Origin of the sequence: Lentzea waywayandensis (genome assembly GCF_900115955.1) — a bacterium.
Classification (GTDB): domain Bacteria; phylum Actinomycetota; class Actinomycetes; order Mycobacteriales; family Pseudonocardiaceae; genus Lentzea; species Lentzea waywayandensis.
The window spans coordinates 148,777-167,186 of record NZ_FOYL01000008.1 but is presented as its reverse complement, the minus strand read 5'-3'; the positions used below and the strand labels follow the sequence as shown (position 1 = coordinate 167,186).

The 18,410-nt window shown below is 69.0% G+C and carries 24 protein-coding genes, 1 tRNA gene and 1 pseudogene; 10 read left to right on the top strand and 16 right to left on the bottom strand.

Going from position 1 to position 18,410, the window contains the following annotated elements; all coding sequences use genetic code 11:
- Nucleotides 1–22: 22 nt before the first annotated feature.
- Nucleotides 23–445 (top strand): TIGR02611 family protein, encoded by a 423-nt coding sequence (locus tag BM417_RS28690; protein WP_093601025.1) that lies wholly within the window; start codon nucleotides 23–25, stop codon nucleotides 443–445.
- A gap of 56 nt (nucleotides 446–501) precedes the next feature.
- Nucleotides 502–573: transfer RNA gene (locus BM417_RS28685), tRNA-Val, on the top strand.
- A gap of 77 nt (nucleotides 574–650) precedes the next feature.
- Here BM417_RS28685 and BM417_RS28680 read toward each other — a convergent pair.
- The 13 genes from BM417_RS28680 to mpaB all read right to left on the bottom strand — a co-directional run bounded on the left by BM417_RS28680 (nucleotide 651) and on the right by mpaB (nucleotide 12,318).
- Entirely contained in the window at nucleotides 651–935 is a 285-nt protein-coding gene (locus BM417_RS28680) for a tyrosine-type recombinase/integrase (RefSeq protein WP_281251360.1), read from the bottom strand.
- 16 nt (nucleotides 936–951) lie between these two features.
- Nucleotides 952–1,527, bottom strand: coding sequence for an integrase core domain-containing protein (locus BM417_RS48720; RefSeq protein WP_245822215.1), 576 nt, complete (start codon nucleotides 1,525–1,527; stop codon nucleotides 952–954).
- A gap of 342 nt (nucleotides 1,528–1,869) precedes the next feature.
- The gene (locus BM417_RS28670) at nucleotides 1,870–2,529 is read right to left on the bottom strand and encodes a response regulator (RefSeq protein WP_093601021.1); all 660 of its coding nucleotides are present in this window, start codon (nucleotides 2,527–2,529) and stop codon (nucleotides 1,870–1,872) included.
- Nucleotides 2,526–3,650: a sensor histidine kinase gene (locus tag BM417_RS28665; protein WP_093601019.1), complete on the bottom strand. Its 1,125-nt coding sequence runs from the start codon at nucleotides 3,648–3,650 to the stop codon at nucleotides 2,526–2,528. The genes BM417_RS28670 and BM417_RS28665 overlap by 4 nt, the downstream gene beginning before the upstream one ends.
- Nucleotides 3,651–3,692: 42 nt before the next feature.
- Nucleotides 3,693–4,220, bottom strand: coding sequence for a hypothetical protein (locus tag BM417_RS28660; RefSeq protein ID WP_093601017.1), 528 nt, complete (start codon nucleotides 4,218–4,220; stop codon nucleotides 3,693–3,695).
- Complete coding sequence (locus BM417_RS28655; RefSeq protein ID WP_093601016.1) at nucleotides 4,217–4,858, bottom strand: hypothetical protein; 642 nt, start codon at nucleotides 4,856–4,858, stop codon at nucleotides 4,217–4,219. The genes BM417_RS28660 and BM417_RS28655 overlap by 4 nt, the downstream gene beginning before the upstream one ends.
- Nucleotides 4,851–5,558 carry an ABC transporter ATP-binding protein gene (locus BM417_RS28650; protein WP_093601015.1) on the bottom strand — a complete coding sequence of 236 codons (708 nt, stop codon included), beginning with the start codon at nucleotides 5,556–5,558 and terminating at the stop codon, nucleotides 4,851–4,853. Before BM417_RS28650 ends, BM417_RS28655 begins: the two co-directional genes overlap by 8 nt.
- Nucleotides 5,558–7,126 (bottom strand): daptide biosynthesis intramembrane metalloprotease, encoded by a 1,569-nt coding sequence (mpaP, locus tag BM417_RS28645; RefSeq protein WP_093601014.1) that lies wholly within the window; start codon nucleotides 7,124–7,126, stop codon nucleotides 5,558–5,560. Before mpaP ends, BM417_RS28650 begins: the two co-directional genes overlap by 1 nt.
- 18 nt (nucleotides 7,127–7,144) lie before the next feature.
- Nucleotides 7,145–8,272 carry a YcaO-like family protein gene (locus tag BM417_RS28640; RefSeq protein ID WP_093601012.1) on the bottom strand — a complete coding sequence of 376 codons (1,128 nt, stop codon included), beginning with the start codon at nucleotides 8,270–8,272 and terminating at the stop codon, nucleotides 7,145–7,147.
- Nucleotides 8,260–9,354 carry a daptide-type RiPP biosynthesis dehydogenase gene (gene mpaC, locus BM417_RS28635; RefSeq protein ID WP_177320657.1) on the bottom strand — a complete coding sequence of 365 codons (1,095 nt, stop codon included), beginning with the start codon at nucleotides 9,352–9,354 and terminating at the stop codon, nucleotides 8,260–8,262. Before mpaC ends, BM417_RS28640 begins: the two co-directional genes overlap by 13 nt.
- Nucleotides 9,348–10,571: a daptide-type RiPP biosynthesis aminotransferase gene (gene mpaD / locus BM417_RS28630; protein ID WP_093601008.1), complete on the bottom strand. Its 1,224-nt coding sequence runs from the start codon at nucleotides 10,569–10,571 to the stop codon at nucleotides 9,348–9,350. Before mpaD ends, mpaC begins: the two co-directional genes overlap by 7 nt.
- On the bottom strand, nucleotides 10,568–11,344 hold the full coding sequence (gene mpaM / locus BM417_RS47045; RefSeq protein ID WP_143138842.1) for a daptide-type RiPP biosynthesis methyltransferase: 777 nt from the start codon (nucleotides 11,342–11,344) through the stop codon (nucleotides 10,568–10,570). The genes mpaD and mpaM overlap by 4 nt, the downstream gene beginning before the upstream one ends.
- Nucleotides 11,341–12,318, bottom strand: coding sequence for a daptide biosynthesis RiPP recognition protein (mpaB, locus tag BM417_RS47040; protein WP_143138841.1), 978 nt, complete (start codon nucleotides 12,316–12,318; stop codon nucleotides 11,341–11,343). The genes mpaM and mpaB overlap by 4 nt, the downstream gene beginning before the upstream one ends.
- A 289-nt stretch (nucleotides 12,319–12,607) precedes the next feature.
- Between mpaB and BM417_RS48030 the strand changes: the two genes are divergently transcribed.
- The 6 genes from BM417_RS48030 (at nucleotide 12,608) to BM417_RS28605 (ending at nucleotide 16,081) form a co-directional block, all read left to right on the top strand.
- A complete protein-coding gene (locus tag BM417_RS48030; protein WP_177320656.1) occupies nucleotides 12,608–12,772 on the top strand; it encodes a hypothetical protein in 165 nt (54 codons plus the stop codon).
- A 43-nt stretch (nucleotides 12,773–12,815) separates the two neighbouring features.
- Complete coding sequence (locus BM417_RS48025) at nucleotides 12,816–12,971, top strand: hypothetical protein (RefSeq protein ID WP_177320655.1); 156 nt, start codon at nucleotides 12,816–12,818, stop codon at nucleotides 12,969–12,971.
- 65 nt (nucleotides 12,972–13,036) lie between these two features.
- Complete coding sequence (locus tag BM417_RS28620; protein ID WP_093601006.1) at nucleotides 13,037–13,231, top strand: hypothetical protein; 195 nt, start codon at nucleotides 13,037–13,039, stop codon at nucleotides 13,229–13,231.
- A 15-nt stretch (nucleotides 13,232–13,246) separates the two neighbouring features.
- Nucleotides 13,247–14,284 (top strand): class V lanthionine synthetase subunit LxmK, encoded by a 1,038-nt coding sequence (gene lxmK / locus BM417_RS28615; RefSeq protein WP_093601004.1) that lies wholly within the window; start codon nucleotides 13,247–13,249, stop codon nucleotides 14,282–14,284.
- Complete coding sequence (locus tag BM417_RS28610; RefSeq protein WP_093601002.1) at nucleotides 14,277–15,095, top strand: T3SS effector HopA1 family protein; 819 nt, start codon at nucleotides 14,277–14,279, stop codon at nucleotides 15,093–15,095. Before lxmK ends, BM417_RS28610 begins: the two co-directional genes overlap by 8 nt.
- Entirely contained in the window at nucleotides 15,092–16,081 is a 990-nt protein-coding gene (locus BM417_RS28605; RefSeq protein ID WP_218164585.1) for an LLM class flavin-dependent oxidoreductase, read from the top strand. Before BM417_RS28610 ends, BM417_RS28605 begins: the two co-directional genes overlap by 4 nt.
- Nucleotides 16,082–16,340: 259 nt before the next feature.
- On the opposite strand, the pseudogene BM417_RS50365 reads toward BM417_RS28605, so the two are convergent.
- A pseudogene (locus BM417_RS50365) lies at nucleotides 16,341–16,442 on the bottom strand (IS5/IS1182 family transposase); the annotation flags it as partial.
- Between the two features lie 272 nt (nucleotides 16,443–16,714).
- Here BM417_RS50365 and BM417_RS48020 point away from each other — a divergent pair.
- Complete coding sequence (locus BM417_RS48020) at nucleotides 16,715–16,876, top strand: hypothetical protein (protein WP_177320654.1); 162 nt, start codon at nucleotides 16,715–16,717, stop codon at nucleotides 16,874–16,876.
- A 4-nt stretch (nucleotides 16,877–16,880) separates the two neighbouring features.
- Here BM417_RS48020 and BM417_RS28595 read toward each other — a convergent pair whose 3' ends face one another.
- On the bottom strand, nucleotides 16,881–17,282 hold the full coding sequence (locus BM417_RS28595; protein ID WP_218164584.1) for an MmcQ/YjbR family DNA-binding protein: 402 nt from the start codon (nucleotides 17,280–17,282) through the stop codon (nucleotides 16,881–16,883).
- Nucleotides 17,283–17,791: 509 nt separating this feature from the next.
- Here BM417_RS28595 and BM417_RS28585 point away from each other — a divergent pair.
- Nucleotides 17,792–18,124: a hypothetical protein gene (locus tag BM417_RS28585; protein ID WP_143138840.1), complete on the top strand. Its 333-nt coding sequence runs from the start codon at nucleotides 17,792–17,794 to the stop codon at nucleotides 18,122–18,124.
- 7 nt (nucleotides 18,125–18,131) lie between these two features.
- Here BM417_RS28585 and BM417_RS48015 read toward each other — a convergent pair whose 3' ends face one another.
- Nucleotides 18,132–18,275, bottom strand: coding sequence for a hypothetical protein (locus BM417_RS48015; protein WP_177320653.1), 144 nt, complete (start codon nucleotides 18,273–18,275; stop codon nucleotides 18,132–18,134).
- Nucleotides 18,276–18,410 lie beyond the last annotated feature (135 nt).

Here is an 18,410-nt window from a genome sequence, read left to right as displayed (position 1 = left end):
ATCCCAACAGGATGATCGACACATGACGAAGCCCGAAGTGAAGCCCGACGAGCACAAGGGCTGGCGCCACTGGTTCCACCGAAACCCGGCGCTGAACCTGGCCTACCGAATCGGCGTGGGCGTCATCGGCGGCCTCGTGCTGATCGCGGGCATCATCATGATCCCGTACCCAGGCCCGGGCTGGCTCGTCGTATTCGCGGGCCTCGCCATCCTCGCCACGGAGTTCGAGTGGGCAGGCCGAGTCCTGAAGTTCGCCAAGCGCTACTACGACCGCTGGGTGGCCTGGCTCAAGCGCCAGCCGTCCTGGGTCCGCGGCCTGGTGATGGCGGGCGTCTGCGCCATCGTCCTCGTCACCTGCTACTTCCTGAACGTGTTCGCACTGGTGGGAGGCTGGTTCGGCCTGGAGTGGACCTGGTTGCAGAGCCCGATTTTTGGTTCTCGTTGATGATGTTGTAGGCTATGGCCACACCGCGAGAGCGGGACAGCACCACAACAGAACACGGGCGTTTAGCTCAGCGGGAGAGCGCTTCGTTCACACCGAAGAGGTCACTGGTTCGATCCCAGTATCGCCCATTGCAGGTCAAAGGCCTGGAACCTTACGAGGTTCCAGGCCTTTGACGTTGATGCAAGCAGCAAAGTACAGCAGCGGGTCAGAAATCGAGGCTTTCGCTCAGCTGCTGAAGCGCCTTCCTCGTCTCCTCGTCGGAGACCTCGGTGTAGATCTCCATCGTGACCTTCATATTCGCGTGACGCAGGATGCGCATGATCACGCTCGGGTGCACGTTCAGCTCCGCGAGCAGCGACGCGCAACTCCGCCTGCCGTCGTGAACCGTGATCTTCGGAACGCCCGCCTTCTCACACCAGCGGTCCCATGACCGGTTGAAGTTCCGCGGCTCGATCGGCGTGCCGTGTGGGGTGTCAAAACACGGCCCGATATGTCTGACCTGCGCGTCAAGCAGCTGCAGGTTCGTACTCGTTGATCAAGCCGCCGAGTATTTGCCGGCGACGAACGGACCGACAGTCTGGCTCTGCGATCGGGTGATCGGGTCGCGGTGGGGTGTGGCGCCTCGCTCGGTGTGGTCGTCGGTGGTTGTAGTGGGACACATAGCGGTTCAGCACTGACTTCAGGTGATGCTCGTTGATGATGAGCAGCCTGTCTGTGAGCTCTCGTCTGACGGTTCCGACGAACCGTTCGGCGTAGCAGTCGGCCCACGGACAGCGCGGTGGGATCTTCACGACGTCGATACCAGCGTCGGCGAGTACGGAATCGAACGACGCCGCGACTTGACCGGCCCTGTCACGAACCATGAATCGGAAGTCGGGTGGTATCCGCAGCCGCTTGAGGACACGACGGACGGTCGACGCGGCTATCCGGTGTCCGAGCTCGAGCAGCTCACCTTGGATACGGCGGTAGCCCCATCCGGTGTTCTCCTGCGCCATGCGCTCGATCAACGCCACGACGGTGTCGTCGACCTGTGGGCGCCCGGCTCCGGCTCGGTTCGGATAGGTCCACTGCTTTGCGACCAAGCGCCGATGCCACCGCAGCACGGTGCCAGGAGACACCAACCGGTGCTCCCGCAACCAGACAGGCAGCCGCAGACCAATGCAGCCAGCACCGCACGATCAGCCCAGTTCAACCGCAGACGACGATGACCTCAGCGCAACACCGCGACCTCGTGCCGCAACACCAGCAACACTCCACATCCTTACGCCGCCGACGACCGACCGAGCAGAACCAGCCAACTCACCAGCCGGACGAAGACGAAGTACAGCAATCGCAGCGCCACCTCCACGATCATGCCGTCAGGGCGATAGAACCCGATCACCGCAGCTCAGCAGTTGACTGCAGAGTTCTGACACCCCACAGGCTCAACCACTGAACCGAGAAGGCACCACGAGCCCGGCTTCATAAGCCGCAACCACGACCTGAGCGCGGGATGACAGCTCAAGCTTGTTCATCAAGCGGTTGACGTGCGTCTTCACCGTGGCCTCGGACAGGTGGCAGCGCTCGGCGATCTCGCTGTTCGACAATCCGCGCGCAACGAGCACCATGATCTCGTTCTCGCGCTTGGTCAACGCGTCGAGCTCGCCCAGCCCGACAGCGGGCCCCCGCACGAACTCCTTGATCAGCCGCTTCGTCACGGCCGGCGCGAGCAATGCGTCACCTGACGCCACCGCGCGCACCGCCTGCACGAGGTCCTCCGGGCGAGTGTCCTTGAGCAGAAAACCCGAGGCACCCGCCCGCAAGGCGGAGAACACGTACTCGTCGAAGTCGAACGTCGTCAGGATGATCACGGCGATGCGCGAGCCGAACATAGTGGCGATGCGGCGGGTGGCCTCGATACCGTCGAACGCGGGCATACGCACGTCCATCAGCACGACATCGGGCACGGTCTCGCTGATCACCCGCACGCTCTCCGCGCCGTCGCCGGCCTCGCCGACGATCTCGATGCCCGGCTGCGCGCCCAGGAACGTCACGAACCCCACCCGGACCAGCGGCTGGTCGTCCGCCACCACCACGCGGATCATCGGACCGCCTCCTGCTTCTCGCGCGGCAGCGTGACCATCACCCGGAACCGACCGTCCGGCAACCGGTTCGCGTCCAGCGAGCCGCCGTAGACCAGCGCTCGCTCACGCATGCCCACCAGGCCGTAGCCAGGTGTGCCGGTCTCGGCGCTCGAAGAGTTCGTGACCTCGACCTCCAGCCGGTCGGTCAGGTACCGCAGTTCGACCGACACCTCCGGGCCGCACGAGTGCCGCAGCGTGTTCGTCAACGCCTCCTGCACGATTCGGTAGACCGTCAGCTCGGCTCCCGCGGTCATCGGGAACGCCTCGCCGCTGGAGACCAGGACCGGCGCCAGGCCGACGTCGCGCATCGACGTGGTCAGCACCTCTAGCTGGTCCAGGCCCGGCTGCGGTTCCAGCGAAGTGTCCGAAGGAGACGATCGCAGCGCGCCGAGCAGATACCGCATCTCGGCCAGCGCTTCCTTGGCCGTCGTCTCGACTACCTCCAAGGCCTCGCGAGCCAGCCGCGGATCTTCCGCCATCGCCCGGCCCACGCCCGCGCGGACCGCGATCACGCTCAGGCTGTGAGCCACGATGTCGTGCAGCTCGCGGGCGATGCGGGCGCGTTCGCGCATCGCGGCCTCCTCGGCGAGTTGCTCGCGGGCCGCCTCCAGCTCAATCACGGCCAGTTCGAGCTGCCGCGCGCGTTCCGAGCTGCGGCGCACCACGCGTCCGAGCACCACCGCGCCGACGACGATCACGAGGTCGAACAGCAGGCTGACCGGGTGAATCTCGTGCACGCCCGCCACTACGCTGGTCACCTCGGCAACGCCGACGAGCGCGGTGAGGCTCAGCGTGACGCGCAACGTCTCCCGCACGGCGACGGTGTAGAGCGCCACCTGCAACGCGAGTCCCACGCCGCCGACCGTGCCGTACCGCGCGACCAACACCGTCGCGGCGATCAGGACCAGCGCGAAGACCACCTGCGGTGTCCGGCGGCGCACCGCCAGCGGCACGATGCCCGCCACGCCCACCGCGACCGGCAGCAGCCCCGGCTCGTCCACCGCTCGCAGCACGAGCGGGTGCAGGACGATCAGGACGAGCGCCAGCAACGAGTCAGCGAGGAGCGGGCGTTTGGTGAACACGAGCGATCAGTATCCGCCCAATGGAGTAAAGCCGCAGTTCCGTCACAGGTCACGCAGGCTCAGCGAGAGCCACGCCACAACGCCCGTGATCAGCAGCACGCCCACGCCGAGCACCCACATCTCCGGTCCGAGCACCGGCCACTTCACCACCGCGAGCTTGGTCCCGATGTGCACCAGCACCACCGCCAGCGGCGCGAGGAAGTAGTTCCGCAGCACCACCCCGGCGAACAGCCCGGACACCGCGGCCAGCGGCGCCGTCACCAGCATCTCCGCGTCGGTCGCCGCCCACGGCACCAGGGAGGCGAGCACGCCGGCGGAACCGATCACCGCTCCGCCGAGCAGTGCGGCGACCACCCTCGCCACCAGCACGGGTTGCCGCCCGGCGAGCAGCACCGCGCGGGCCATCATGCCCCAGCGCAGGTCGTAGGTGTACCGCACGGCCGGGTACAACGCCGCCACCAGCACGACGTCCGGTGAACCGGCCAGCCCGAGGACGGCCGCGGCGAAGGCGAACCCGAGCAGCATCAGGTCCAAGCCCAGCCGCATGAGCTCGGCTCGCAACGCGGTCACGACAGTTCCCGGCGCAGGAACAACGCCCGTCCGGCGAACGCCGCCACGGCGACCCACACCAGCGCAAACCCGGCGCTCCCCCACACCGGCAGCAACCCCGGCGTCACGCCGATCACGCCCGCGAAAGTGTTGGAGGGCAGGTACTTCCCCACTTCCGGGTACAACGTGGCGAGCGCCGTCCCCGCGGTCAGCGGCACGACCAGCGCAACGAACGTGGCCAGGTAGTAGTTCGGCAGCACCCACCCGACCGCAGCCCCGAACACCCCGGCCAGTCCGCACCCCACCACGCACCCGGCCGCGACCCGCCACTCGAACGCGGAGAGCAGCGCCCAGCCGAGCACACCGATCAGACCGGTGGCGAGTCCGCCGACGAGACCTGCCACGAGCTTCGCGAAGAACACGTGTTGCTTGGAGTTGAACAACACCACGCGCTGAATGGAGCCGTAGTAGTAGTCGCGGGTGACGAGGTAGCAGCCGGTGAAGGCGGCCGCGACCGGCGCCACGGAGAGGCTGCCCCGGGCGTCACCGCCGAAGAAGCTCCACATGATGAACGGCAGCAGCAACCCGTAGGAGAGCACGGCGAGCATCCAGAACCCGCTGACGACCTTGAGCACTTCCGAACGCAGCGCGTTACGCATGAACGCCGTCCTCAACCAGCTCGAAGTAGCGGTCTTCGAGGTTGTGCGCGCCACCGCCGGTCAGCGCGTCCAGCGATCCGCTGAACACCCGGCGACCGTTGATGATCACGACCTCGTCCACGGTCTGCGCCAGTTCGGCCAGCTGGTGGCTCGACAACAGCACGGTGCCGCCGCGGTCGGCGAACGAGCGCAGGAAGTTCCGCAGCCACCGGATGCCTTGCGGGTCGAGGCCGTTCGCGGGCTCGTCCAGCACGAGCACCTCGGGATCACCGATCAACGCGGTCGCCAGCCCGAGCCGTTGCTTCATGCCGGTCGAGTACCGGCCCAGCCTGCGCCGCCCTGCGTCGGCGAGCCCGACCAGGTCCAGCACCTCGTCGACCCGGCCGCGCGGCGCATCCGCGGCAACAGCGCAGATCTGGAGGTGCCGGCGCCCGGTCATGCCGGTCTCGAACCCGAGCCCGTCCATGTGCACGCCGACCCGGCGCGCCGGGTTCGTCAGCCGCTCATACGGGACGCCGAACACGGTCGCCGCGCCGGACGTCGGCCGCACCAGCCCCAGCAGCCCGCGCAACGACGTGCTCTTGCCCGCCCCGTTGGGCCCGAGCAGCCCGACGACGCGCCCCGGCCGGACCTCGAAACTGAGGTCCTCGACCGCCGTCAGGTCCCCGTAGCGCTTGGTGAAGTCCCGGAACTCGATCATCAGCTTCCCTCCTGTCCGAAGACCTGCCGCCACGCGGGCAGCAGGTAGTTGTCCGCCAGCCACACGCCCAACGGCACGTCCTCGCCCACGACGTAGGCCCCGCCGACGCCACGCGGCACCTCACCTCGCAGCGGCACGACGAGTGCTTCCGTCGGTGTGTCCGACCTGAACGGCATGAACGCGCCCAGCGGCGCCTCTCCCACGTTCGGCCTGCCGTCCACCGTCGCGGTCCCGATGTCCGTGCCGAACACCAACCCGTTGCGCCGCAACACCACCTGTGCACCCGACTGCACGTCGGCGGCTCCGGTGGGCAAGACCAGCCGCACGGACGTCCCGTCGCTGACGTAGCCGCCCCGGACGTCGTTGCGCACCGGCACGAACGACAGCAAAGCTGCCATCACCGCCCCACCCGCGACGGCCAGCAACGCGAGCCGCGCGGTCCACGTGGTCCGCGCCAGCCCTCGCACGACCCAGTACGCGAGGGCGGCCACGATCAGCAGCACCAGCGCGCCGCCGGCCCGGCCCGCGCCGAGCAGCAGGTGCGTCCACCTCGACAACGCCAGTGCCAGCACCAGCACCGGGAACACCAGGCACACCACCCCGAACGGGACCGCCCACCGCTGCGGGAGGTCGCGCTGGTGCCGCCGTCCCGACGCGAGCCAGCCGCGCGCGTCGCTGATCGCCCGGTCGCGCAGCCGCGGGATGTCCAGGTGCGCCATCAACGCGAGGTACCCGTCGAGCTTCACGAACGGCAGCAGATTGACGACTCCGCTGAGGTAGCAGACGACCGCGAACCCGATCAGCGTCGTCCGCGCGTCCCCGGCAGGTACGAGCAGTGCCACCAACGCCGCCGCGCCGGCGATGCTCGACTGCACCGCGACGCCGGCCAGTGCGACGAAGACGCGTTGGCTGCGCCTGCCGAGCCGCCACCCGTCGGTGACCTCGCAGAAGCAGGCCGGCGTCAGGTAGAACAGCATCACGCCGAGCCAGCCGGGCCGGCCGCGGTAGTGCGTCAGCGTCGCGCCGTGGCCGAACTCGTGCACCACGGTGGTGAGCACGATCCCGCCCCAGATCCACACCGCGGCCGAGACCGGCAGCTGCGAGCCCAGCGCGTCACCGAGCGGCAACGCCACCAGCGCCGCCATCCCGCCGAGCGCGAGCAGCAGCGCCAGTCCGATCATCACCGGACCGGGCAGCCGGACCAGCAAGGGCCGCAACGGGTCCAGCACCCTGGCCGCCTGCACCAGCCGGAACTGCACCGTCGTCCACGACAGCCACACGACGCGTTTCTCGGGTTCGGGTTCCGGGGCACCGTCGAGCAGCCCGAGGTCGTCGAGCTTGCGCACCGCGCCGCCGACGAGCGCGGGCGTCCAGCGCGTACCCAGCACACCGGCCAGCGCGTCCACGTCCCGCCTACCGTCCACAGCGGACAGCAGCGAACCGATGTCGTCGCTCACCCGCAACGGGTTCGCGCCGGGCCGTTCCACGATCCACGGCGCTCCGTCGGACATCGGCGCGTGCACGACGATCCACGACGCCAGCCGAGGCCGCAGCACCTCTGTCGTCATCTTCTCCCCCAGGTCGGTTCAGATCAGCGGATGCGGGAACGACCCGACCGCCCCTCTCATCCGGTCGTACCGCCACCCGAACGCGTGCCGTTCGTCCATCCGCAACGGCTGGTACCCCGGCACCACGACCTTGACCGCTCGCCACCCCATCGCCCGGTGCGCCGCGGGCAGCCGCTCGCTCAGGTCGACGAGCGCGGGCCGTCCGCCGTCGGCGACGACCGCGGCGACCAGCTCGTCGAGCGCCATCTCCGGACCCGAGCCGAGTTCGGTCAGCGGCAGGTCGCTCAGCCGCTCCCGCACCTCCGCCACCGCGGCCGGGGTGAGGTACAGCCGCGCCCGGTCCGCGTCGTCGCGCACAACCTCAGGCGCCGTCACCTCGCCCCACTCCGCGCGCATGGCCAGCAGCGCCGCCCTGACCTGCAACGACTCCTGCAACGCGACCAGCATCGCCCGGTCCGCGTCGTGATGTGCCTTCGCTCCGACAGCCGCGAGCGCGGGCCCGTCGACGACAGCCGCCATGACACACCTCAACCCCGGCAGCACGGGGATGCTGACCAGGCGGGGTTCGACGTGCCTGACCGACTCGAGCAGCCGCCGGACACGCCCGGCGGGCGGCTCGACCCGGCGTACCCCGGCACCGGTCGCCCAGGCAACCGCGACGGCGTCGCGTTCGATCCACTCCAGCAGCGCCGCCCTGGCCGCGAACTCCAGGTCCGGCCCGGCCGCCGCTCCGGACGGTGTCGAGTCGAACCACGGTGAGTCCGCGGGGTAGTCGACCATGCCCGCAGGCACCCACACCGGCTCACCGGAGCCAAGCCAGGAACCGCGGTACCAGCGCAGGGGCTCGTCGACGGCGAGCGGATCACCGAGCGAGGCACCGGCGAAGTCCAGCGCGCCGGGCAGCAACCGCGCCGGCGCCACCACGGACTCCGGCCCGTCGCCGGGCACCAACGCGAACCGCTCCACCGCCTCGCCGGCGGCCCGTGTGACCGTGTCCATCCGTCCAACACCGCACGCGCCTATCGGGTACGCGCCGCCGATGTCGACCGCGACGCTCCACATCGGACGGTCGGCTTCCGGTGCCCGCATCTCCCAACCGCGGGTCAGCCCGTTTGCCGGATCGAGGGTCGAGATCAGGTCGAACACACGGCACTCCCCTGGTAGATCCCGGCGATGTCGTCCACGCCCAGTCCCGCGAGCATCGGCAACGTCCCGCCCCACGCCCTCAGCGCGTTGTCCGTCGCTTCAGCGATCTCCGCCGGGGAAGGCACCACGTCTGGTTCGAGGTCCCACCGTCGCAACAACTCGCGGAATCCCTCGACGGGTGGAGACTTCGAAATCCACCGCCACGCCGCGTCAAGCCGGTCCGCGAAGCCGAACCGCTCGTCACCGCGGACGATCCGTTCCCACACAGCGGGGACGACGTGCGCCGTGGCCACCATCTTGCGCACGGACTGCACGGTCGACAGCTCGTTGGCGAGGTACCAGTGCCTTGCCGCGTAAGGCTTCCGCCCGACCAACGCCCACCCGGTGTGCGTGGCGGCGCTGAGCTGGGCCGCGTACAACCGCCCCGCGGCGGTGACGTCTCCTACAGCGAACCGGTCCCCCACCGCCACCAGTTCCCGCGCAAGCATCTCCGCCTCGGCGTCGGGCAGTCCGCCGACGTGCGCGCTGCCCACCACCGGACCGAGGACGCGGAGCAACGCCTCCAGCACGCCCTCGCGCAACAACCGCGCGGGCAGTGAAGCGGTACGAGCCGGATCGAGCACCGCCACCTCAGGCCGCAGCCGTGAGCCTGCGACCAGCCGCTTCCCGCCGTCCACGGTCAGGCACGCGACCGCACTGACCTCCACCCCTGTCCCGACGGTCGTCGGCACCAGCACCCGCCGCCGGACCGGGGAGGGCCCGGCGGGCAGGGGGATCACCCCTGCCCGGCGCCCGCGCGACGTCAGCACGTCGGCGAGCCCGGGATCGGCGTCGACCAGGCTGGCGAGCTTCACGAGGTCCAGCAGGCTCCCGCCACCGACACCGACGACGGTGTCGCAGTCGCCGAACGACGCGGCCACCGCGCGCACCGCGTCGACACCGGAGTCGGCCGGATCAACGAAGATCGCGCCAGGAACGTCGAACCGGACGTGCGGGTCGACCAGCCACGCCACCCGGCCGCCGAGCCTCGCGGGCCACGACCCCGCGTGCACGGTCGTCGGGGTGGACTGGTGCGTCAACACGCCACACGCTCCCCCGCCACGTCCAGCGAGGCCAGCAACAGCCCTTCCAGCTCGTCGAACTCGTCGGCGCCGTAGATCAGGGCCGGCACCAGCTGCACGCAGTCGGGACCGGGCTGCACGATCAGCCCACGCCGCCGTGCCGACTCCACCACCTGCTGCGCCACCCCGGGAACCAGCTCCAGCGCCCGGAAACACCCGGCCCCGCGATGTCCGGTCACCAGCGGGTGCTGTGCCAGCCGCTCCAGCACTCCGTCGAGCCGCAGGCTGTTCGCCAACCCCAGCTCGACGGCGTTCAGCCGCTGCATCTCTTCGATGGTCGCCACGATCGCCGCGCAACTGCTGGGCGTTCCAGCTTGCGTTTCCCCGTGCACGAGCATCGAATCCGCCGACTCGAACACCTCGCACACCTCGTGTGACACCACCAGCGCCGAAGCAGCGCATGTGCCGTTCGTCAGGCCTTTGGACGTCACAAGAACATCCGGTCGCACAGCCCAGGACGACGACGCGAAGAACGACCCGCATCGCCCGAATCCCGTCGCGACCTCGTCCGCGACCAGCAGAAAGCCGTGCTCGGCCCGCAAACCTGGCAACGCGGCCAGCAACTCGACGGGAACGGGGTACGCGCCGGACCCGAGCACCGGCTCCAGCACGACCGCGGCGATCCGATGGCCTTCCCTGGCGAACAACGCCATCAGCTCGGCTGTCGACCCGACGTGCCGCACGTGCCGTTGGTCGACCGAGTAGGCGTCCTGTCCGAGCCGCTCGCCGGTCAGCCCGAAGCTGCCGTAGGTGAGTCCGTGGTAACTGCCCTTCAACCCCACGACGACGCGCCGCTGACCTTCGCCGCGCAGCGCTTGGTGGTGCCGCACGAGCTTCATCATCACGTCGTTCGCCGCGCCCCCGGAGGTGGAGAACAGCACCCGCCCGAAGTGCTCCGGCCCGCACACCCGCAGCAACGCCTCGGCCGCCCGCAGCGCCGGTGAGTGGCCGCCGCGGAACAGCGTCAGGTACGACGAGTCGAGCAGCGAGCGATGCACCGCATCGGCGATCACGGGATTGCCGTAGCCGAGGTTGGCGTTCCACAACCCGCTGGTCGCGCACAAGGCCGAAGTGCCGTCGGCGAACCGCACCCGCACACCTCGCGCCGACACGGCCTGCCGATCGGCGCGCCCGTAGGCGCTCGGCACGACCAGCGACTCCCACACCGGGTACCTCATCGGCGCCTCCCGCAGACGAGCTGGACCTGCACCTGTTCGCCGGCCGGACCACTTCGCCGTTCCAGCACCTCGAAACCCGCAGCGCCGAGCTCGCGGACCAGCTCGTCGGACCCGACCATGTTGATCTCGCTGATGTACACCGCGCGATCGGTCGTCACACCGTCCACAACGGACTCGTGCAACACACTCGTCGTCCGCACCCCACGGCGTCCGTCGAAGTGCTGGAACAACGACGTCACACCGCGCGGGCCGACCAGCACGCTCGTCCGCTCCACCGGCCGCGCGGCGCGCAACCGGTCAGCGAGGTCGAGCACGCTCACGTAGAAGAGCCCGTCGGCGGCGAGGTGTGCGCGTACCCGTTCGAACGCTGCGGCGCGTTGCCGAGAATCCAGCAGGCACACGGAAGTAGCTGCGAGCACCACCAACCCGTACGCCTCGTCCAACTCGAACGAGGTCATGTCGGCCTCGACCAGCCGTGCACCGGACACGTCCGGCAGGCGGTCCGACAGCAACCGCAGCAACGCGGCCGAGTTGTCCAGCGCCACCACCCGGTGCCCGCGCGCGAGCAGCGGCAGCGTCACCCGTCCCGACCCGCAGGCCAGCTCCAGCACCGGGCCTCCAACGCGCTGCGCCAGCCGCAGCACATCACCGATCTCCGCCCGGTCGATCTGTGCGATGTCGTCGTACACCGTGGCTCCGGCGCTGTAGAGCGGCACCGGCTCCAGCCCGTACAGCGCGGCGAGCGCGCCCGCTGTGCCAGGTGGGCTGATCACGCGGCCTGCTCGAAGTGCCGGGCGACGACGCCGAGCGCGTCCTCCGCGACCGCGCCGTCCAGGTCCAGGTGTTCGCGCGCCAACCCCAGCGCCTCGTCGCGGGACCCGGTGACCAGCAGCAGCTCGGTGAGCCGCGCCGCGTCCGCGCCCAGCCGGAACAACCGCCCGGTGGTGGTGTCGCAGAGCAGGTTCTCGAAGTCGTTCCACAGCAGCAGCGGCGCGTCGACCGGTTCGTCGAACGCCGGCATGGTGCGGACGAGGCGCCCGCCGAACCCGGAGACCCGGTAGCCGGCCCTGCCCTGGGCCCGCAGCCCGCGCAGCACGTCCAGCGTGCGCAGGTACCGCGACAGCCAAGGACGTTCGGCACGGGAAGCATCCACAACGGACTCGTCGACGACCCCGTTCAGGCACACGTCTCCGGCGCCGTGAACAGCTGCCGTCTCCAGTTCGTCCACGGTGGAGGAAACGGTGCCGAGCACCGAGCCACCGGGCGACGTGCGCACCTCGCCGGACGCGCAGACGTGCAGGCGCAGCAACACCGGCGCACCGCACAGGTGCGTCGAGCCGAGCGCGCACTGGTCAGCGAGGAACACCGACGGGTTCAGGAGCTGCTCGACGAACTCGCCCCGCAACCGCGCCAGGTCCGCGTCCTCCAGGAACGCCCGGTAGTCCTCCTGGCCGGTCACCCGCACGATCGTCGGACCGGCGACGGCCAGGAACGGCGTCGACAGGTAGTCCTGCGTGTAGACGTAGAGGCCGTCGCCGACGAAGAGCTCGTCGCCGGGCTCGCTGATGCCACCCTCGAACTGTTCGGGCGTGAACACCACGTCGTCCGGGCAGTCGCCCAGACCGCGGACGAAGTCCGCGTGCTCGGCCGACTCCGCGAAGACCACGCGGCCCCCGGTGGTGTTGATCTGACTGTTCCCGCTGGCCAGCCGAACCAGCGCAGCAAGAAGCTGCTCGTTGGTGCTCACAAGATCCCCCAGATCTCCGCAACGTGTGAGTCCATGCTCAGCACGCCCCGCCAAAAAAGCTATCCGACGGTGGTATCGATTTCACGTACCGCGCTGGTTGTACGCGTACTACGAAAGTCTGAGAATGTCCGTGACTCAGCTCACAAATAGATTGATTCGTCTGAAAAAATCAAACCGATGGTGCTTAGAGTGGCGATCAGCGGGACGGCATCGACCTGTCTCGCTTCTGACTGGGGAGTCAAGAGACGAGTTCCCCTTCGCGCCGAGCGGCGGAAGGAGGTGAATCACTGTGCAGAACACGCTGCAAGAGCTCGACCTGTCCTTCCAGGAACTGGAGGTTCTGGAAGGTCTCGGCAACTGCGCCGGCGTCGACCAGAAGACGTGCGACGTCCTCACCGGCACCGGCGTCAGCATGAGCGTCGCGGGCATCACGCTCACGATCGTTCTCACCTGATCGGTCAGCTGACCAGCGCTGACAGGAAAGGAGGTGTACACGCATGGCCAAGCTCGACCTGTCCTTCGACGAGCTCTCCCCGATCGACCTGTCGGTCGCGGAGCTCGATCGGATCGCCACCCCCGACGCCGGTGACTTCATCACCGGTGTTTCGGCGGGCGCGACCGTCAGCACGATCTTCATCAGCCTGTTGACGTGATGTGCACGACGCCCCTGGCGCGCGGGGGCGTCACCTATTCGGGTAAGGGCGATATGCTCTTGCGCATGGCCACAGAAAAAAACATCTCCGCCAACACGAAGTACCAGGGCGCACTCGTCGCCTTCATGGGACTGACCGTGCTCGGCGGCGTGCAGGAAACGCCATGGCTGCGCATCGCGCTTCTTGTCGTCGCGATCGCGGGTCTCGCACTGTTCTCCGGACTGCTGCTGCGGGACTGGAAGCGGGCGCGGAAGAACTGATTCCACCTGGGGGAAATGGTGCACGAGATCGACTCCCTGCTGGGCCGGCTCGGCCTCGGCGCCTTCGACTGGCCGGCGGCCACCACCGTCATCGGCCGGAACGACAACTGGCTCGGCACGACCACGACCGGTGAGCGCGTGTTCGTGAAGCGGATCGTCGGCACGACCGCGGAGATCACCTCCGGTCTGCGCCGCACAGCCGCGTTCTACCGGACCGGCGGCCCGGTCCTCACCCCCGCGTTGCTCGGCCAGGACGAGGAAGCGGCGGTGCAGGTGTTCCGCGGTCTCGACGGCGTGCGGACCGGGGAGAAAGCCGTGCTCGACCGCACATTCGGCGCCGACCTCGGCGCGCAGGCGGGTGAGGCGCTCGCAGCCGTGCACGGCCTGGACCCGGCGCCGCTGGCCGAAACCGAGCGGGCGCTGCCGGAGCAACCGCACGAGGACGTCTTCGGCGGCATCAGCGCCGCGCTCTACACCGAGTCCAGCCAGGCCCAGCTCCAGGCGTGGCAGCTCGTCCAGCAGGACCCGGTGATCGTGGAGTCGCTGGCGCCGCTGGAAGATCGCAGTGCGGACGTGGTGCGCACACCGACTCATGGCGATCTGCGGCTGGACCAGTTCCTGATCGCGGAGGGCGACCTGCACCTGGCGGACTGGGAGACGTTCCGGCTCGCCGACCCCGCCCGCGACGTCGGCAGTTTCGTCGGCGAATTCCTCTACCACGCGATCTTCAGCCATCTCACCGAGCGCACCCGCGTCTCGGCCCGCCGGGTACCGGTGCCGAACATCGTGCTCACCGAGCACTGGCAGCCGTACCGGGAGGTTCGGCCGGCGGTGGAGGCGTTCTGGCAGGCGTACCGCCGCGCCCGCCCTTGCACGGACGTGGCGGAGCGGGCGGTGGTGTTCGTGGCGTGGCACCTGCTCGACCGGATGTTCATCGACGCGCTGGCCCGGCCGCGGCTCGACGGGGTCGGCCACACGCTGTTCCGCGTCGCACGCACGATTCTCGTTGCGCCACACCGTTTCCACGCCGTATTGGGGTTGGCTCATGCGTGACCGGCTCGCCACCGCCTTGTCGACGCTGACGGTCGATCTCACCTTCGCCGTCGACGACCTCGCCGACGGCCTGTATGCGCAGCTGCACACCGGGCACACCCGCGACCGGTTGTCGCCAAAGCGCGACCGGCAGCTGGAGGCCCTTCTCACAGCTGCCGTGCCGCACGAGACCACCACGGTCACGGGTGTCCTCAAGGGACGGTCTGCGGGCCGTGTTCTCGTGGAGTTGGACGACGTGCTGGTGTGGTTCCCCGAGGACACCGTCGAAGGCGAGCATGTCCGGGTTCCTGCCGTGCGACCCGCGTTGTCGCCGGGATTCCTGTACGTGACGAGCTCGCGGCCTGCGGAGTTCACCGATGCGCTGCAACGGGTGTACGTCCACGTGACGAACGCCGACGACGCTCCTGAGGTCTGGCGCGCGGTGTTGACGGCGCTGGAACGCGCGGAAGTCACGTACCACGCAAAAATCCTGTCGCGCCGGGAGGAGTATCCGCGCCGGGACGCGCTGGTGGTGTACCTGCCAGGCCTCGGTGCCGATCTCGTGGCTTCCGCGGTCTTGGGCTTGCCGGGCATCGGCACGGAGACCTCGGTGTTCGCCGACGAGCTCGCGCCCGGCGTGGCAGTCGCCGAGGAACCCAACGACACGCGGCTCGGCATGTCCGGGCTCAGCTTCGGCCAGCACCGGTCTCGCGTCCTCGCCCAGGCCCTGCTGCACACCGGCGAAGAGCCGCGCGAGCTCGTGGTGGCCCGTGAGTTCACGCTGGCGGGTATCGACCCGGCGAACCCGGCACGCAACCTGGTGGCATCGTGAAGTTCTCGGTACACGTCCCGTTCATGCCGGTGCGCCCGGACCAGATCGGCCCGGTTGCGGCTCTGGTGCAGCGGGCGAACACCCGCCTGTGGCTCGGTCAGGCGCTCGCGATCGAACCGCATCAGGTCTTCGCCTACGCCGCCGGACTCGGTCACCGCATCCCGGTCGGCACGAGCGTAACGCTGATGCCGCTGCGACACCCGTACGAGGCCGCGCTGCAAGCCCGATCGCTGGCCATGCTGACGGGTCAGCCGGTCGTCGCGGGCTACGGCCCCGGCCCGGTCGACTTCCAGCGGGCCACGGGCGGCAGGTACCGCAGCCCGCTGACCGCCACCCGCGAGTACCTGACGACCGTGCGCGGACTGCTCGATGGTGACGCCGTACAGCTGGACGGCGAGTACTTCCGGCTGGAGGGAGCGCTCCTGCCGTTCCCGCACGAACACGTCGAGGTCGGCGTCGGCGTGCTGCGTCCGGCAATGGCCCGACTGGCGGGCGAGGTGGCCGACGTGGCGATCACGTGGCTGTGCCCGCCTGCCTACATCCGGGACGTGCTGAAACCGGAGCTGGGCAGCCGGACCAGGGTGGTGTCGGTGGTGCACGTCGCGCAGCGCAAACCGGGCCGCGATCTGGACCGGGTGGCGTTCTCGGTGTGCCGACGGCATCTCCAGGCGCCGCACTACGTCTCGATGCTGAACCAGGCGGGCGTCGCCGTGGATCCGACCGATCCCGAGTCGGGCGCGCGGAGACTCGTCGAGGAAGGCCTCTTTCTCACCGGCACGCTCCCCGAGATCGTGGCCGGTCTGCGCGAGTACCACGCCGCCGGAGTCGACGAGGTGGTGCTCAACCTCAGCGGGGTCGGTGCCGTACACGGCGATGCTGTCGCTGTGCGCGAGCTCGAGTTCCTGCTCGGCGAGATGGGACTGGTGACACACGAACGCGCCGCACGAGCAGCAGCGTCTGCAGCACGAATTTCAGTGATCCGGTAGCGGCGTCGACCTCGAGGGCGCTCACCGTCCTTGCCACACAAGGAGAAGCAATGCCTGAACCCAAGCAACACATTGAGGAGTTCAGTGTCCGGCTGAAGGAGAGAACGTCGGCGCTGTTCTCCGCCACCTCGTTCGGCACCGCACCCCAAGGGTTGTCACGTAACTGATCTCGTAGTTGGGACGGCGGGATGTCCCGATCAGCCGGTGAGGGCGAAGTTGTGGAGCCGGGCGATGCCTGAGGCGGTGTCGCGCAGGATGTGCGGTAGGGCATGACCACCTCGGGATTGCCCTGGTAGCCGCTGTCCGCCATGACGGGCCGGCCTTCGAGCACGTCGGCGATCCCGGAGTCGCGGTAGACCGTGCCGATGCAAGCTCGGCCTCCGCCGCGCTACCGACCCACCGCGATCGGCTGCAGCAGCTGGTTCCGCTCCGAGATCGCCTCCTCAGTCGGTGGCACGAACAGCGCGCCACCGCTTCGGCCGTGTGGGGTGTCAAAACTAGGCTCAGCGGTCTGACCTGTGCCTTAGGCCGCCGCAGGTTCGTACTCGTTGATCAAGCGGCCGGATACTCGCCGACGACGAACGGACCTACAGCCCGACCATTCCCTGGACGTCCGACAGATCCAAGGATTACGTGGCGTTCAAGTCGCTCGCCTCCGCGATGTCCGCCCTGCTGACCAGGAACCACCCGCGCAAGCAACCGTCCGCCTCCGCCGTGAACCAGGCATTCACCGAGATCACCGCCAATCGCCACGAGCGGACATGGACCGCCGTCCCCAGCACCCGCGAGCCCTGACCGCTCAACCGAGCAGCTTCACGAGCTTCGCCGGCGCCAGCACGCGGTAGCTCTCAGTCAGCAACTCCCGCACCTCGTCCCAGTCCACGTCCGGCAGCACCTTCAACCCGACCACGTCCTTGCCCCACGCCGCCCGGAAGAACGGCTCCCCGGCTCCGGCCAGGGCGTCGAACTCCTCGGGCTGGGCGCGGAACGTCATGATCACTGTTGGTTCGGTGAGTTCGGCGGCCCGGCTGTACGTCCCGGTCTCACCGGGATGCGCCGTGAAGACGTGCACGAAGCTGCGTTTGCGGATGCTCCACCGCATGCCCACCCACGCCGCTTGCTCGGTGGCCTCCGGCAGCGCGGCGCAGATGGCCCGCACCTCGTCCAGGACCCGGTCCGGCACGTCCGCACGATCGTTCACGGCGCACAACGCTACGCGCCCGCTCCCCCGTCCACGGGCATGATCGCCCCGTTCACCATCGATGCCCTGTCGCTGAGCAGCCAGGCCGCCACCTCGCGCGGTTCGGCCATCCTGCCGAGCGGGCTCGAGGCGTTGTAGCGCGGGGAGCACCACGGAGGCGCCTTCTTCGGCGAACAGGCGGGCTGGGGCCTCGCCGATGCCCTGTGGGGTTGTGCGTGCCGGAAACTACATCCACGCAGGTTAAGCGGCATGGCGATACTCGTGGATGACTCCGCCGAGAAGGTCTTGCCGGTCGATGGTGAGGCGTTCGATCTGATCAGGTTCGAGTAGCTGGGGCCGGACCTGGAGGGGGCCGCGCCAGCGAGTGATCGGTGGGTTCGGTGCTCGATGTAGTGACCGAGCGCCGGAATCCATCGAATTTCAGCCGTTTTGTGGTGCGAACGACCGATGTGGTGATCAACAGCATGGTGTTGACTGCGGGTGATCCATTCGTACCCGAAGGAGAACACGTGCGTCAGCGCTTGCCCGTCCTGCTCGCTTCCCTGGCCTTGACCCTCGGCGGCCTCGCCGTCACGGCCGGCCCGGCGTCCGCCGCAACCTACGGCTACATCAACTGGACCAACAACTGCTCCGGCCCCAAGCTCTACTCGATCATCTACGCCAGCGGGTCGAGGGCGGGCCGGCTCGTCGTGCAGCAGAGCAACGTCCCGGCAGGCGCGAAGCGCAGCCAGCAGGTGCCGTCCGGCTACAAGTACCAGGTCACCGCGAACGGCGGCTGGGACACCGTGACCATCTACAACATCTCCGGCCGGGTGCACAGCGTGGCCGTGAAGGCCTGCTGAGCGGCGTTCAGGCGACCTGGGTGGCGTGCCGGCGCGACGAGGGAACCTCGACCGTCCCGCACGCCACCCGTTCGGACTCCCGCTGCACGAGTTCCGCCAGCTCCCGGCGCGTCGACGCACAGCCGAGCGCGACCTCGTCCAGCACGTGCACCTCGACCACCTGGGCGGCACACGCTGGATGAACGTCCGATCATGCCGCCGAACGTGCACGGCCTGCCCAGGCGGACAGAGCCGATGAGCCTTGGGACCAAGGCGTGGGAGCAGATTGGGAGCACCTCCGCGCGCT